Annotated in this window: 7 protein-coding genes; all 7 read right to left on the reverse strand. The window is 36.3% G+C overall.

The features are described from left to right. Positions 1-63: 63 nt before the first annotated feature. Positions 64-1668 (reverse strand): SusD/RagB family nutrient-binding outer membrane lipoprotein, encoded by a 1605-nt coding sequence (locus tag E0W73_RS10905; protein ID WP_135222108.1) that lies wholly within the window; start codon positions 1666-1668, stop codon positions 64-66. Positions 1669-1686: 18 nt separating this feature from the next. Further along, entirely contained in the window at positions 1687-4779 is a 3093-nt protein-coding gene (locus E0W73_RS10910; protein ID WP_135222109.1) for a SusC/RagA family TonB-linked outer membrane protein, read from the reverse strand. Positions 4780-5041: 262 nt separating this feature from the next. Beyond that, on the reverse strand, positions 5042-7702 hold the full coding sequence (locus tag E0W73_RS10915) for a glycoside hydrolase family 3 N-terminal domain-containing protein (RefSeq protein ID WP_135222110.1): 2661 nt from the start codon (positions 7700-7702) through the stop codon (positions 5042-5044). A 12-nt stretch (positions 7703-7714) separates the two neighbouring features. After that, positions 7715-9955, reverse strand: coding sequence for a GH92 family glycosyl hydrolase (locus E0W73_RS10920; RefSeq protein WP_135222111.1), 2241 nt, complete (start codon positions 9953-9955; stop codon positions 7715-7717). Positions 9956-9966: 11 nt separating this feature from the next. Continuing rightward, positions 9967-11451: an alpha-L-fucosidase gene (locus E0W73_RS10925; protein WP_135222112.1), complete on the reverse strand. Its 1485-nt coding sequence runs from the start codon at positions 11449-11451 to the stop codon at positions 9967-9969. 37 nt (positions 11452-11488) lie between these two features. Beyond that, positions 11489-13339: a beta-galactosidase gene (locus E0W73_RS10930; RefSeq protein WP_135222113.1), complete on the reverse strand. Its 1851-nt coding sequence runs from the start codon at positions 13337-13339 to the stop codon at positions 11489-11491. Positions 13340-13507: 168 nt separating this feature from the next. Next, positions 13508-15820 carry a glycoside hydrolase family 20 protein gene (locus E0W73_RS10935; RefSeq protein ID WP_135222114.1) on the reverse strand — a complete coding sequence of 771 codons (2313 nt, stop codon included), beginning with the start codon at positions 15818-15820 and terminating at the stop codon, positions 13508-13510. Positions 15821-16115 lie beyond the last annotated feature (295 nt).

Genomic DNA, 16115 nt, shown 5'->3' on the forward strand with positions numbered 1-16115 from the left:
GAGAGTTACCTCTCCTTTTGCATTTTAAGTAAGGACTGTGTCGATCTTTACTCACCAAATTAATTATTTTGTGTCCCACCAAAGTTTAGTTCCACCTGTGTCTGGGCCTCCTAATTTTACAATTCCATCTTGAACAGCAGCTCTGTTTGCAGAATATTCGTTTGTAACATAGATAACTCTTTTGATCAAACTTTTTCCAACTCCAGCATCATTATTCTCTGTGTTAAGCGGCTGATAAATGATTTTAGCATCACTTCTTCTTAAGTCCGCAAAAGCTTCCCAAGATTCAGGGAAAATTGCTAAGTATTTTTGAACCGCAATTTGTGTACGCTGATCAGCAGTAGAAGATGACCAAGCAACTGGCAATTTCACAGGAATACTTTCTGTTACTAAACCAGGGAAACGCGTATTCACATTTGGAGCACTCGGTAATGCAGTTCCTGCAATGTAATTATTAATAGCAGTAGCATCTGAAATTCCCCACTGTGCCATAGATAATCTAATACCTTGCTCATACAAAGATTGAGCGCTTCCACCCATATTCCATCCATTTAAAGCACCTTCAGCTCTTGAGAAATAATTTTCTGAGGCCATGAAGATTTCGATGTTTTTACTATTACTCAAAGGATTTGAACCTGGTTCTGGTCCTAATCCTAAAACATCATCATTAAAAGAAGAGAAATACTCATTATCTTGATCCGTAAAAAATCCTCTTAAATATCCAGTAGGTCTTCCAATATAGTTACCACCAATTCCAGGTGAAAACCATTTTTGCAACCTTGGATCAGAGTATCCTACTAAAAGACTTTCCATAGAAGCTGTCATTTTGTAACCCCATCCATTTGCAACCATATTTAAGTTGTTTGGTGTTGCAGCACTTACATGGAAATAGGCACTTTGGTCATTAGTCTGCATCACTCCTGCTGCAACAGCTGCTTCCGCTTGCGTTTTTGCTTTTGCTGGCTGTACATCAGAAATTCTTAATGCCAAACGTAATCTTAAACTGTTACCAAAAATTCTCCATTTGTCAACACTTCCTTGGTAAACTCGGTCGGTTGTTTGAAAAGCAGCAACTGTACTTGTAGAAGAAGCGCCTAAAGTAGCATTTGCTTCATCCAACAATTTAAAAAAGTCTTCATAGATAGATTCAACGCTATCGTAAGGAACACTTCCTTGATTGTTTCCTGCTTGAGAATAAGGAATTGGTCCGTATAAATCTACCATTTGATTATACATAAATACTTTCCAGATTTTTAGAACTGCCGTAGCTTCAGCATTTCCTTCGGAAGCTTTAAAAGCATAATTTAAACTTGGAGCAGCAATAGTATAAAATCTTGTCCATCCTCTCGCTTCATATCCACTAAAATTATTTCTTTCTGTGCCATAATTTGATGACAGATAATGGATAAAAGTAGAAGATAAAATACCTGTTGCAATACCCCATGTACCTTGATCATCTGCCCAGCCAGTAGCATCAGCCGCTCCGTTATGAATACCACCATACAGAGCATATGCAAATGCAGGGCCCGCCATTGAAGCATCTAACTGGTCTTCTGTCAGCGAATTAGGATCTTTATTTATTTCATCAAAATCGCCTGTACAGCTTGATAAAATAGAACCTGCCAATAAAGCAACTCCTAATGTTTTTAGTTTAAAACTATATTTCATGATATATCTTTTTTTTAATTAAAATCCAAATTTAACATTTAGTCCATATTCTCTTGTCGTTGGAATATTGAAAGACTCAACACCTTGCAAGTTTCCTGTACCAGCTCCATTTTCTGGATCAAAATGTTTAGCTTCATTTAAGAAGAAGAATAAATTTCTTCCTACTAATGAGAAATCGATGCTTTTAAAACCTGAATCTCCTAAAAGACGTTTTGGTAATGAATATCCAAAAACAGCCTCTCTTAATCTGATGTTTGTAGCGTCATAAATAAAAGGCTCTGCTAAAGGATCTCTTTGTCCAATTGATACCCAGTATTCCTCAGCTGTAACACTTGTTGTATTTGGAGTGTAAGTTCCGTTACCGTTATCTACTACACCAGGAACAACAAATCCATCTCTTCCAGCAAGAGTAATATCACTTACTCCTAAACCTGCCATTCTAGCTTGTGTATACGAAACAACTTCGCCACCAATTCTAAAATCAACAAGGAAACTTAAAGAGAAATCTTTGTATTTGAAACTATTTCTGAAACCTGCTGTCCAGTCTGGATTAAAGTTACCCGCTCTAACATCAAATGAGTTTGTTGCTACTGGTAAACCTGCATCATTTACGATAACATTTCCGTTTGGATCTCTTCTGAAACCTTTAACATATAAATCACCATATTCACCTCCTAATACTACTTTACTTCTAACCAATCTTCCTTCACCTAAAATCAATTCATCTCTTCCTTCATAGATAGAAACTACTTTAGATTTGTAAGTTGCAAAGTTTGTTGTAATATCCCATGTAAAGTTATTTGTTAGAATTGGAGTTGCTGTAAGCACCGCTTCAAAACCTTTATTTTGGATTTCTCCACCATTCACAATCGCTCTTGATTTTGAAGAAGATTCTGGCGTGTTGATATAAAATATCTGATCTTTTGTATTTGTTTGGAAGTAAGTTACATCCAACCCTAAACGACTGTTGAAAAATCTAACATCAGCACCAAATTCAACTGAGCTTGACATCTCTGGTCTTAAATTTGGATTTCCAGCTGTTGACTGTGGGAATAAAATACCACCGTTTGCTCCAATATATGTTAATCTTGAACTAGTTTGGTAAGGATCTGTATCGTTACCCACTTTTGCATAAGATGCTCTTACTTTAGCAAAACTGATCGCTTCTGGCAAATCAACCATATCAGAGATAACTCCAGATAAACCTACAGAAGGATAAAAGAATGATCTGTTGTGTGCTGGTAAAGCAGAAGACCAGTCGTTTCTAGCTGTTAAATCTAAGAACAAATAATTTCTAAATCCAATTTGAGAAAACCCATAAACAGAATTGATTTCTTTATTGAAATTCGATGTAGTAGAAGTTGGATCAGGTACATTTCTCATTGTGAAATAATTTCTTTTACCTAAACGTCCACCTGAATTTAATGAAGAGCTATTTTGTTTCAAAATGTTAGCACCTGCATTGATTCCTACAGAAAAATCTCCAAACTTCTCATTGTATGAAAGCAAAGCATCTGTATTGAATTCTGTTGCTGTTTCATAAAATTCATTATAATTACCTACGTTTTGATTAAACTCTTCAGTAGCGTATCTTTTCGTAACGATTTTATTGGTTGTCTGATCTAAACCAGCTCTAACTTGTAAACTTAAAGTACTTGTAAAATCATATTTAAGAGAGGCAAGACCTATAAATCTGTTTCTTTTATCACTACGATCATTATCACGTAATGCAGTCCAGAATGGATTTCCTCCAGGAGTTCCTGAACGATCTACAAAGTAATTTTTTTGCAATTCACCTGCAGCATCAACGTATTCGAAATCTCTGTAATCACTATATTTAATACTACGAGGTAACAAGTATGCAGAAGTACCAACAGACTCTTCTCCTGTTTTTATTAAATTATCAATTTCCTGAACGATGTAGTTTGTTTTTGTATCCAATGATAATTTATCAGTAAGCTTGCTTGTAAATCTTAAATTAAGATTGTGTCTGTCCATTTGGTTTCCTCCAACAATACCTTCAGCGCGTGTGTTAGTATAAGAGAAATACCCTTGTGCTTTTTCGTTTCCAGATGTAACAGATAATGTATTCGATAAGTTATAACCTGTTTTGTAGAAATCCTGCACGTTGTTTGGCTGAGCCGTGTAAGATGTAGTAGCAGGTCCTGCATAATTAGGATTACGAACAAGTTGCCATGCTGGAACTTGTCTTCCGTCAAATCTTGGTCCCCAGCTTGAAGGTGAAGAAGCGCTGTAGTTTCCTAAATCTCCTTGTCCGTATTCATTTTGGAAATTTATTAAGTTGTAAGCAGAAGAAGCCATAAAGTTTGATGACAACGTTACCGAAGTTTTTCCTGCTTTACCAGACTTAGTAGTAATAACGATAACACCGTTACTTGCTCTAGTACCGTAAAGTGCCGCCGCAGATGGTCCTTTTAAAACCGTCATCGAAGCAATATCGTCAGGATTGATGTTCGAGATACCATCTGGTTGTGTAACACCTCCCGTATCAAGATTTTGATTATCTGCACCAGTACCACTACTAATTGGCACACCATCCACAACATATAATGGTTGGTTGTTACCAGTAAGAGATCGGTTACCTCTTAAAGTAATTCTTGAAGAAGACCCAACACCATTTGAAGTAGTCGAGAAGTTAAGACCAGCAACTTTACCAGAAAGCGAGTTGGCAACGTTTAATGATCTTGCTTCAGAAATTTCATCTACTGCAATGTTTTGTGCAGAATACGTAATCGCTTTTTTCTCTCTTTTAATACCAAGAGCCGTAACTACTACTTCTCCTAATTGTTGTGTGTCTGGTCCTAAAGCTACGTTAATAGTAGTTTGTGTTCCAACAGCAACTTCTTTTGAAGCAGATCCTACATAAGTAAAAACTAAGACTGCTGATTGGTTTGAAACATTAATAGTGTACTTACCATCAAAATCGGTTGATGTACTTGTTCTTGTTCCTTTAACCACAACATTTGCCCCAGGAATCGGAATACCTGTTCCAGCTTCTGTTATCGTTCCTTTTACTGTAGTCTGCGCTTCCAGATTCTGAAATCCGAAAAGGCATATGACAAACAGTAATTTTAGTACGTTTTTAATCATATTAGTTGTTTTTTTAGAGTTAATAACATGTTAAACTTAAGAATACATTTTGTTAACGAATTATTATTTCGACAAATGACAATTTTCAAAAGATGTTGGTTAAAAATAGACGTTTTATTGAAAGAAAACGTTTTCAATTGTAATCCTTATCCTCCTTATTTTTCAAGCTTAAACCCTATTAATCTAATGGATTTAAGCTTTTTTTAACTGTATTCGTTTTTTTATCTTGTTATCGCTTAAAATTCTTCTGCAATAGGCTCTTTTAGTTCACAATTTTGAATTGGGTTTTTAGCAAATCAACAGTGTTTCCGCCCACCATAACTTCAAAGTCTCCCGGCTCTGCTACAAACTGCATCTGTCTGTTCCACAGGCCTAATTCGTCTTTTGTAAGTGTAAATTCAAAATTTTTGGTTTCTCCTTTTTTAATAAAAAGTCTCTTAAAACCTCGTAAAGTTTTCTCTGGCGTCGTAACCGAACTGTAAACATCATTTACATATAACTGAACCACTTCGTCTCCATCAAAATTTCCAATGTTTTTAACATCGATACTAACTTTTAGAGTACCGTCTGCTTTTATTTCTTTTGAACTGATTTTAAGATTCGAATATTCGAATTTGGTATAACTCAGACCATGACCGAAAGTATATAACGGATTTTCGCTTTCGCTAACGTATCGGTGAATAGCAGATGGTTTTTGGTTGTAATATATAGGTAACTGCCCTACTGATTTCGGAACGGTAATCGGCAGTCTTCCTCCTGGATTGTAATCCCCAAATAAAACATCAGCCACAGCTCTTCCTCCAAGTTCTCCCGGAAACCATCCTTCTAAAAGGGCTGGAATATTATCTGCAATCCAATTTGTAGAAAGCGGACGACCATTTAACAACACACAAACCACTGGTGTTCCTGTTTTATGGATTGCTTCAATCAATTCTTGCTGCATTCCGTGTAAGTCTAAAGTTGCAGCATCTCTGTTTTCTTCCACCAATTCGTTTGATTCTCCTAAAACTACAATCGCAACATCAGCTTTTTTAGCGGCTTCGATGGCTGGCTGCAGATTTACTTTTTCTAAATTCCAACGCAAGTGAGCTCTGGCTCCCCAGCCTCCTTCCCACATTTCAATGCGAACTTTGTATTTCTTTCCTGCTTCGATATTTTTTGGAGTTGTTACGATACTCGTCGCCCCTTTTGTCCAGTTGTCAATAACCAATTGATCATCAATCCACATTCTGATTCCATCATCAGAACTTAACCCTAACCAACCGTCAAATGATTTGTCTGATTGAATGTAACCTGTCCAGCGGATAGAGAAATCATCTACATTTACGCCATCACCAGGCGCCCAAGGCCAGTCAAATTCTAATTGACTGTCAATACGAGTTAAAGCTGGTGTTCCTTCAAGATTTCTGTTGTTAAAATATTCACCTTTCAATCCGTTTTGAGATCCGTCTGAAGTAAATAAATATTTAGACGGAATTGCTTGTCCTTTTACAATCAGCGGCACGCCTTCTTCATAAACAACATTAGCTGTTTTTCCCATAACTTGCTGTACGCCTTCAAAAACTGTAACTCCAACACTATTTTTAGGAGCATAACCTCCCATTCTTGAAGCATTTGCATTTGGCCCTATTACAGCAATATTTTTTAGATTTTTACTTAATGGTAAAATATTATTTTCATTTTTCAACAAAACCATCGATTTCTGAGCCGCTTCTAAAGCAACAGCCTGGTTTTCTTTGGTATGAAAGCGCTCTTTAATCAAGTTTTTATCTGTATACGGATTTTCAAACAATCCTAATAAAAATTTCAAGCGTAAAACTCCTCCCGCAGCACGGTCGATGTTTTCCATTGTCAATTTCTTTTCGTTTACCAATTCAATAATGGTATTCTGCCAGAATTCATTTGGAAAATCGTAAAACTGCATATCAACTCCTGAGGAAACTGCTTCTCTAATGCTTTCTTTTGGAGAATCAGAAACTTTATGTGTTGTCTGAATGTATTTAATTGCTCCTAAGTCTGAAACTACTATCCCTTTAAAACCCCATTCTTTTCTTAAAACATCTGTCAATAACCAGTGGTTGGCCGCGCAAGGAATTCCGTCTAACTCAGAATAGGCGCACATTGTTCCTAGCGCACCGCCTTTCATAAATGCTTTTTGGAAAGATGGCAAATGATCTTCACGTGCTGAACGTTCTCCCACTAAAATTGGAGAAGAATTTCCTCCTGCTTGCGGAATACCGTGAACTGCAAAATGCTTAGGTTCTGCAATAATAGAACGATCTGATTTTAAATCGTCTCCCTGCAACCCTTTAATAAAAGCCAAACCGATTTCACTGTTCAAGAAAGCATCTTCGCCAAAAGTTTCAGCAACACGTCCCCAACGTGGTTCGCGTCCTAAATCTAAGTTTGGGCCAAAACCAAAATGAACACCATGTGCTCTGGCTTCCATACCAATTACTTTTCCTACTCTGTCCATTAAAGCAATGTCCCAAGTAGCACCAAGTCCGATGTTCATTGGGAAAGCAGTACTTCCTTCGTCTAAATAACCATGAAGCATTTCGCACATAATCAACGCTGGAATTCCCCAACGGTTTCCTTTGATTACGTTGGTCTGTAAATCATTGATCATTTTCGCCGAACGCGGATAAAGGTCATGGATCGCTCCAATTCCTAATTTTCCGATTTTTTCTGCCGATTTCCCTTTAGCAAAATCTTCCTTCTCTTTAAAAAAATCTCCTCTGTACATATCCATCTGACGCACTTTTTCTTCAAGCGTCATACGGCTCAACAAGTCTTTTACTCTGTCCTCAACAGGTGCTTTTGCATCCTGATAAAGATACTTTTTCTGGGCGTAGGTCTGGTTAAAAAAACCTACAGCCATTACAAAAATAATGGCTGTTCTTTTCATTCTTAATTGTAACATAGTTGTGTGTGTTTAGTTTTGAATCACTTTAAGCTTTGTGCCATTCACCAAATCGTCGTGTGAAATAAAAAAGCTGTTAAGTGTTTTTCCGTTTAGCTCAATCGAATTGATTTTTCCGCCATTATTTTCTTGTCTTTCAATTACGATATTTTCTTTCTTATAATATCTTGAATCTAATTTAATCGTCACTCTGTGAAACATTGGCGTTGTAATGGTATAAATTGGATCTCCCGGCGATATTGGATAAATTCCCATCATCGAATACACCAACCAAGCCGACATAGTTCCCGTATCATCATTTCCGGGTAATCCTTTTGGTTCATTTTTGAAATATTCGCGAACCAATTTTTTTACCATGTCCTGTGCTTTGTATTCTTCGCCTTTCACATAATTAAATAAATACGGATTGGCAATGTCTGGTTCGTTTGCCATATCAAACTGTTTGCTATCGAAGATTTTCTGCAATTGTGCCGAAAATGCTTGATCTCCTCCCATTAATTTTTTCAAACCAACAATATCATGCGGCACCATAAAATTATACTGCCACGCATTTCCTTCGATAAAACCAACATTTTCTTCAAAATTTGCTCCAGAATTTGGATCAAAAGGTTCGTACCATTTTCCGTCAGGCGTTCTTGGACGAAGCAGATTTAAGTTTTTATCAAATAATTTTCTGTAGGATAATGAACGTTCTTTAAAACGTTTTACATTGTCTTTATCACCGAATTCGTTTGCCATAAGCGAAATAGCATAATCTGAAATATTATATTCCTGAGTCGTCGAAACTGGGCCTTTGTTGTCGGTTGTCAAATATCCTTTTTTGATATAATCTTTCAATCCCGGACGAAGCGGATTATTTTCAATATTATCTGCGCCTTTCAACATCGCATAATAGGCTTTATTAATATCATAATCACGAATTCCTCGCAAGTAAGTATCTGTAATTACTATACTTGCAGGGTCTCCAACCATAGTAAAAGTTTCAGTCGAATTCAGCTCCCATTTGGGTAACCAGCCGTTTTCATCGAACATGTCCAACATGCTTTTTACCATATCCGATTGCTGTTTTGGATAAACCAAAGACATTAGCGGATGGACATTTCTATACGTGTCCCACAAAGAAAATACGGTATAACGAGTATCTTTGGTTTTAGCAATCTTAGTTCTTTTGATTACTGGATATTCTCCATTAATATCATTTAAAATATTTGGGTGAATTAAAGTGTGATACAAAGCCGTGTAAAAAATCGTGTTATCCTCTTTTGTACCGCCTTCAACTAAAATTTTAGACAATTCTTCGTTCCATTCGTTATAGGTTTCTTTGTAAATTGCGTCAAAAGATCTGTTACCGACTTCTTTTGCTAAGTTTTCACGGGCATTTTCGATACTTACGTATGAAATTCCGATTTTCACTTCAACCGTTTCTTGTTTATCGAATTTATAGGTAAAATAACTTCCAATACTATCCCCTACCACGGTTTTGATTGTATTTTCCATCATTCTGGTTTTTCCGTTGTAGCCCATCCATTGTGCTTCGACACCGTTGTATTTCGCAGGTTTTTTCCAAACTCCAAATTTATCGGCAGGTTTAGAAAATTGAGCCACAAAATAAACTGGGTAAGCATCTTCGGGACTGTTGTAACAAAATGAACCAACTGAACGGATTCCTTCAATTTCTGTAGAAGAAACAACTTTTATCATTGCGCCTTCTTCATTCGTTAATCCTAAACCAAGATTTAGCAAAATATTGGATTGCCCTTTCGGGAAAGTGAATCGGCTAATCCCAACTCGTTTTGAAGCGGTGAATTCGCCTTTGACTTTGTACTTATCGATGTCTACGCTGTAATATCCAGCTTTTGCTACTTCGTTTGAATAAGTCGAACCGTATTTTAAATGATCGATTTCTACATTTCCAGTGGTTGGCATCAATAAAATAACGCCTAATTCCGGACAACCAACTCCGCTTAAATTCACTTGACTAAATCCTGTCAAAAAAGTATTTTCATTTACATACGGATTTGAAAGCCATTGGCTGTCTTTTTCCATTGGAGTGTTTTTTACTCCCGCCACATTAAACGGACTAATACTCGCCATTCCGCGAGGCGCAATTGGGCCTGGATAGGCCGCACCATAGTTGGAAGTTCCAATAAACGGATTTACAAAATCTGCTGGCTCTTGCGCAAAAATGGTAATGCTAAAAAACAGCATGTAAAAAATACATGCTGTTTTAAATTTATTTGTATTTAAAACCATAGGTTTCATTTTTATTTGTTGATCGCTTCGATTTTTAAAGTCCAAGCTTCTTTTGCTGGAAGATTGTTTCTTAAGCTTTCTGGAATTACTACTTTAAATCCGTTTCCTTCTTTTGTCCATTTTAAAGAAGTTTTAGAACCTAACATTGTAATTTTTGTTCCTTTTTTAGGGCTGATTGATTTTACAGTGACTGCAGCAGGAATTTTATCTTCTCCGTCTTTAGCCAAATAAAAAGCAAATACATTTCCAGCTTTATTTTGTGTGAAACAGATGTTTTCTTCTTTGTAAGGTTCAATTGGTTTTGTGTTGTAAATCGCTGTGCTGTTTACTTTCATCCAATCTCCGTAAGCTTGCAATAAATCGTACGCCCCTTTATCCCACTCTCCTTCTGGACTTGGAGCAACATTTAATAATAAGTTTCCTCCTTTTGCTACAATATCAATCAATAAATGAATTCCCTGTCTTCCAGTCATGTAAGTTGCACCTGGAGAATAAGACCATCCACCGCCTGACGGAATACAAGATTCCCAAGGATAAGGCAAAGTTTTAGCAGGAACACGTCCTTCTGGAGTTAAATAGTTTTGGTTTTTACCGTGAACTGCTCTATCCACAACAATTAAACCTGGTTGTTTCTGACGCGCTTTGATTACCAATTCATCCATTTTCGGATCTTGATCTACTACTCTATGTTTGATGAAACCGTTTTTAGATTCGTTCTCCGTAAATTTATCGTCGTAGTTTTCTTTGATGTTTACTTGGTCTCTTTTTCTAACCCATCCACCATCTAACCATAAAATATCAACTTTACCGTAGTTCGTCAAAATCTCTAAGATTTGGTTGTGCGTGAAATCAACATATTTCTGCCATTTTTCTGGGTATAACGACGGATCGTAATTTACGTTTCTGTCGAATGGAGGAAAATAAGGATCCCAGTAGTTTTCGTTATGCCAATCTGGTTTAGAGAAATAAGCTCCTGTTGAAATCCCTTCACCTCTAAAAGAGTTAAAAATTTCTTTTAAAACGTCTGCTTTAGGGTTTGTATGAAACGGAACATCTTTACTCGTAATCTTGTAATCAGAATATTTAGTATCATACATATTGAAACCATCATGGTGTTTTGTAGTGAAAACCATGTATTTCATTCCTGCATATTTTGCTGCTTTAGCCCATTTTGCAGGATCAAATTTCACCGGATTAAAAGTCTTTCTTAATCCTTCGTAATCTTTGATATAATCATTATAATTAGATGGATTGCTTCCTTTTTTACGTTCACACCATCCGTAATCTTCAGGGCAGATAGACCAGGATTCTACAATTCCCCATTGGCTGTAAGTCCCCCAGTGCATTAGCAGACCAAATTTTTTGCCTTGCCATTCGTCTAAGTTTTTTAATACTGCCGGATCTGTTTCTGGTACGTATCTTTCATCTTCATAAATGGCCTGAGAGAACATTTGTACTGAAAATAAAAGGGCGATCATGAATATTCCTTTTTTCATCTTTACTCTAATTTATAATTTATTTATTCTTTGTTTTTTAGTTTAGTTTATCAAGTATCGGTTGATCTGTAAAAGTTAATTCTTTTGGGGTATTTTCGTTAAGTTGCTCCAATACAACAAACTTATTTTCACCTTTGTTCAACCAACAGCCTGGCACATAAAGTGTTTGTTGCGGCCCTACTTTCCAATAGCGTCCTAGATTGTGTCCGTTAACAAATACAATTCCTTTTCCCCAATTGGTCATATCAAGAAAAGTATCGGCTGGTTTATCAATGTTTACAGTAGCTTCATATAAAACTGGACGTCCCGCTTTTACAGTTTCATTTTTAAGAGTTGGAACTTCACTCATCGGCATTTTATACATTTCCCATCCACCACTAATTTCATATTCATTAATGATTACTGGAGAAATAATTCCTTTCGTATTATGCACTATTTCAGCTCCGTAATTAATACGTCCCATATTTTCAACCAAAATTTCTAAAATACCGTTAAAAGGAATAGAAACGGTCAGCTCGTAATTTTTGAAAACTCTATTCAACTCACCAACCTTAGCTCCATTTACATAAACGGTAGCAAAGTCTCTTAATCCTTGTATTTTTAATTGACCTGAAATGGGCTGCGTAAATCGTTTACGATATAAAACATATCCGTGTCCCTGACCTAAGTTTTCAAATGTTAATGGCTGGTCATTGACAACCGCTTTTTCTTTTTTGATCCAACTTAAAACATCCATACTCGATTTAATTGGCTGATTAGGATATTTTGTAACTGGTATTTTCTCAGGAATCGGCGCTAATTTCGTTTTAGAATACTTTTGCATTACGTCACGAATAGCCATGAATTTTGGTGTAGCCCAACCTGCTTCGTTAATAGGCGCATCGTAATCATAGCTTGTAATATCGGGCTGAATATCCATTTCTTCATTATAATTTGCACCAGAGGTAAATCCGAAATTAGTACCACCGTGTACCATATAGTAATTAAAAGAAACACCCGCATCTAGGTACTTTTTAGTCTGGCTTGCAATCTCGTCAGATCCAATTTTAATAAATGGTTCTGCCCAATGATCCAACCAGCCAGAATAAAACTCTGCGACCATGTAAGGACCTTGTCCTTTATGGAATTTATCAACCTGCTTTTTTAAGTTTTCTATATTTGATTCTCCATTTGCAGTTGGTAACACGCCTTCGACAGCACCACCTTCAAAAAGCCAAGTACCATCAGAAGTAAAAAAAGGCTCTGGAAATCCCGTTTCTTTAAGCATATTGTAAATGGCTGTTTTGTATGCTTTATGATCATCAGCACTGATATCGGTTCTTTGAGAAACATAAGAACCAAATTCATTCTCAGCCTGAACCATAATAATTGGTCCTCCTTGGTTAGCAAAATTTCCTTTTACGACTGCATACAAATGTTCCAGATACGTTTTACAAGCTTCTAAAAATGCTTTGTTATTGGTACGAATTACCAAATCCTTATTGTTTTGCAGCCACCAAGGATAGCCTCCAAATTCCCATTCGCCACATGCATACGGTCCTGGTCTAAGAATTACATATAATCCTTCGCTTTTAGCAATACGTAAAAACTCTGCCAGATCTTTATTTCCCGTTTTAAAATCCCATACATCTGGTGCTATTTCATGATAATTCCAAAACACATAGGTTGCCACGGTATTCAATCCCATAGCTTTAAGCATTTGCAGTCTATGTCTCCAATACTCTTTGGGAATACGTTCATAATGCATTTCTCCCGAATGTATTTTGATAACTTTCCCGTCTTGCTTAAATTCTCCATTAGAAATAGAAAATCCTTTTGTTTGCGCCTTCGTTAGAAACGGCATCAAGCAAATCAATAATACTCCGAGCTTAAATAATATCTTTTTCATTTTTTTTCAGATTATACATTTATGACTTTAAAACTTTGTAAAAGTTTGAACTTTGACAAAGCTGTCACAAGTATTTCACGTTAAACTATGTGTTGGAAACTAGTTTCTTTCTAAACTCTTTTACCAAGTTTCGAAAGAAAAAAAACTATGTTTCTATGTGTTTAAAAACTAATTCACCAAAATTTCATCCACAAACAACCAAGAGCTTTCACCTTTTGGACTTTTCTTTAAGTTGCCTGCAATTACTTTTACAAAACGTGCGTTTTGTTTTTGGAAATTGATTTTGAAATCTTTCAATTCCGGAACTGCATTTACAGCATAAGGACGAGTTATTTTTCCAACTTGTTTGTATTTAGAACCATCATTAGAAATCAGCACTTTAACTTCTATCGGAAAATTAACTCCCGCTCCCTGACTTTCTAAAGTTCCAACGATAACTTGCTCAATACTTTCCTCTTTTCCAAGCTCTACCACGAGTTCCATATCGTTCACCAACCAAGCTTGCCATTGTCCGTCGTGGAAATTTTTACTTCCTCTAATGGTATTGACCATTGTGTTTGCATCTCCTTTGTAACTTTGGTTGTAAGGTGTCAAGTATTTAACTTTTTTTGAAAAACCTTTATGGAAAACTAAGGTATCTGTGTATGTTTTTCCAACTGGTTTATCGTCCTGAAATAATGAAGCTTTTAAAACTGTTGTTTCTTTAATTTCAATAGGAGTTGTGTATTTTATTGGATGATGATCAATATTTTTATCTCCTAAAACATAACGAATATCTGGATTAGGAAACTCATTTTTCAATTCTACTTTGATTTGTTTATTCCCTAAATCAGCTGTTGGAGAAGCCGTTACCAAATAAGCACTTTTTGCATAATTCACCCCCTGATAATCGTAACGTTTAAACATTGAAAACAATCTTGAAGTAAAATCATTCCAATTACGCTTTTCTTTCGGACTCCATAATGTTTCTGATAAAGCCGCTAATCTTGGAAAAATCATATATTCAGAATCTTTTGGTCCTTTAATATGTTCTGCCCATAAATTGGCTTGTCCGCCTAAAACATGTGCTGCTTCCTGCGGTGTCATTGTTGCCACTACAGGATCAAATTTGTACACTTCGCTTAACGGATTGTAAGCATCAAAAGCTAAAGGTTCTTCGTTTTGCGGACCTTGATAAAAGTTAAAATAACATGGAGATTCTGGAGTCATAATTACGTCATGCCCTTGATCTGCTGCTTCGATGCCGCCTTTCATTCCTCTCCAGCTCATCACCGTTGCATCTGGAGCTAAGCCACCTTCAAGAATTTCATCCCAACCGATAACTCTTTTACCTTTTGAGTTGATGTATTTTTCCATACGTTTTACAAAATAGCTTTGTAATTCGTTGACATCTTTCAAGCGTTCATCTTTAATTCTTTTTTGGCAATGCGGACATTTCGCCCAATTGGTTTTAGTCGCTTCATCACCACCAATATGAATATATTTTGAAGGGAAAATCGTGATTACTTCATCAATTACATTTTGCAAAAACTCAAATGTAGTTTCTTTTCCTGCACAATAAATATCTGTCAAAGGCCAAACTCCGCCCGATGGAACTCCTATTTTCTGATCGAAACAAGCCAATTCCGGATAAGAAGCAATGGCACTGCTTACGTGAGCCGGCATTTCGATTTCGGGAATTACTTCAATTCCTTTTGTTGCGGCATATTTTACGATTTCTCTTAATTCATCTTGCGTGAAAAATCCGCCGTAAGTTCCTTTTTGATCTGCAGTTACAGGAAGCCTTGCATTCCATGATAAGTTTTCCTGATCTACTCTCCAAGCACCAACTTCTGTCAGTTTTGGATATTTTTTGATTTCGATTCTCCAGCCTTGATCGTCAACCAAATGCATGTGCAAAACGTTCATTTTATGCGCTGCCAAACGATCGATTGTCGCTAAAACATAATTCTTATCAAAGAAATGACGCGATAAATCCAGCATTAAACCTCTCCACTTAAAACGAGGTTCGTCATTAATGGTTAAACTTGGTATCTCCCATTTTGCAGAAGTAATCGCAAACTGGCTTTCAATTGCTTCAGGAAGTAATTGTCTAATGCTTTCTAAAGCATACAAAAAACCATTATTTCCTTTCGCAGAAATAGTAATATTAGTCGGATTTACATCTAAAACATAAGCTTCATTCTTTAAGTTCGGATCTGTTTTTAGCAAAACATAATTGCTAGCCGGAGCTTTTGTAGTCACTTCCGGTTTCCATCCTGCTGCAGTTCCAAATCTAGAAGCAAAAGAATTTGCTGCATCTTTTTGGAAATCGCCGTTTACTACAAACTTTGTGTCTTTTGTGAATTCAAAAACACCTGTTTTAATAAGGGTCTGAGTCGGTTTAGGAATGATACGAATATCACTTTCCGTATACACTTTCTGAGCGTTAGCCGAGAAAATTGAAGAAATTAGCGTTAATAGAAATAGTAATTTTTTCATTCTTTGTTTTTTGGTTTCTCTGTGTGGATTGTTGTTAAAACCCAAGAGAGGTGGTTTTTTAGGTTTAGTTTGTCATTTCGACTGAAAGGAGAAATCGCAATAGAAATTCCTCGCAGAATGTCGCCAATCTTTGTCGAATCCCGAGTGTGATTTCTCCTTCGTCGAAATGACAAAACTTTGTGGTAAAACTTTGTCAAAGTTTGAAACTTTGACAAAGTTCTTGTCAAGCTATGTTATTTATTAAAAGTGAAACGCCTCTAAACACAATAAAAATCTATGTTTCTATGTGTTTAAA

The organism is Flavobacterium foetidum (genome assembly GCF_004634245.1).
Classification (GTDB): domain Bacteria; phylum Bacteroidota; class Bacteroidia; order Flavobacteriales; family Flavobacteriaceae; genus Flavobacterium; species Flavobacterium foetidum.

Excerpts from the sequence above, each read along its gene's own strand:
- E0W73_RS10935 (WP_135222114.1), bottom strand. The coding sequence starts at position 15,820 with ATGAAAAAATTACTATTTCTATTAACGCTAATTTCTTCAATTTTCTCG.
- E0W73_RS10930 (WP_135222113.1), bottom strand. The coding sequence starts at position 13,339 with ATGAAAAAGATATTATTTAAGCTCGGAGTATTATTGATTTGCTTGATG.
- E0W73_RS10920 (WP_135222111.1), bottom strand. The coding sequence starts at position 9,955 with ATGGTTTTAAATACAAATAAATTTAAAACAGCATGTATTTTTTACATG.
- E0W73_RS10910 (WP_135222109.1), bottom strand. The coding sequence starts at position 4,779 with ATGATTAAAAACGTACTAAAATTACTGTTTGTCATATGCCTTTTCGGA.
- E0W73_RS10915 (WP_135222110.1), bottom strand. The coding sequence starts at position 7,702 with ATGTTACAATTAAGAATGAAAAGAACAGCCATTATTTTTGTAATGGCT.
- E0W73_RS10925 (WP_135222112.1), bottom strand. The coding sequence starts at position 11,451 with ATGAAAAAAGGAATATTCATGATCGCCCTTTTATTTTCAGTACAAATG.
- E0W73_RS10905 (WP_135222108.1), bottom strand. The coding sequence starts at position 1,668 with ATGAAATATAGTTTTAAACTAAAAACATTAGGAGTTGCTTTATTGGCA.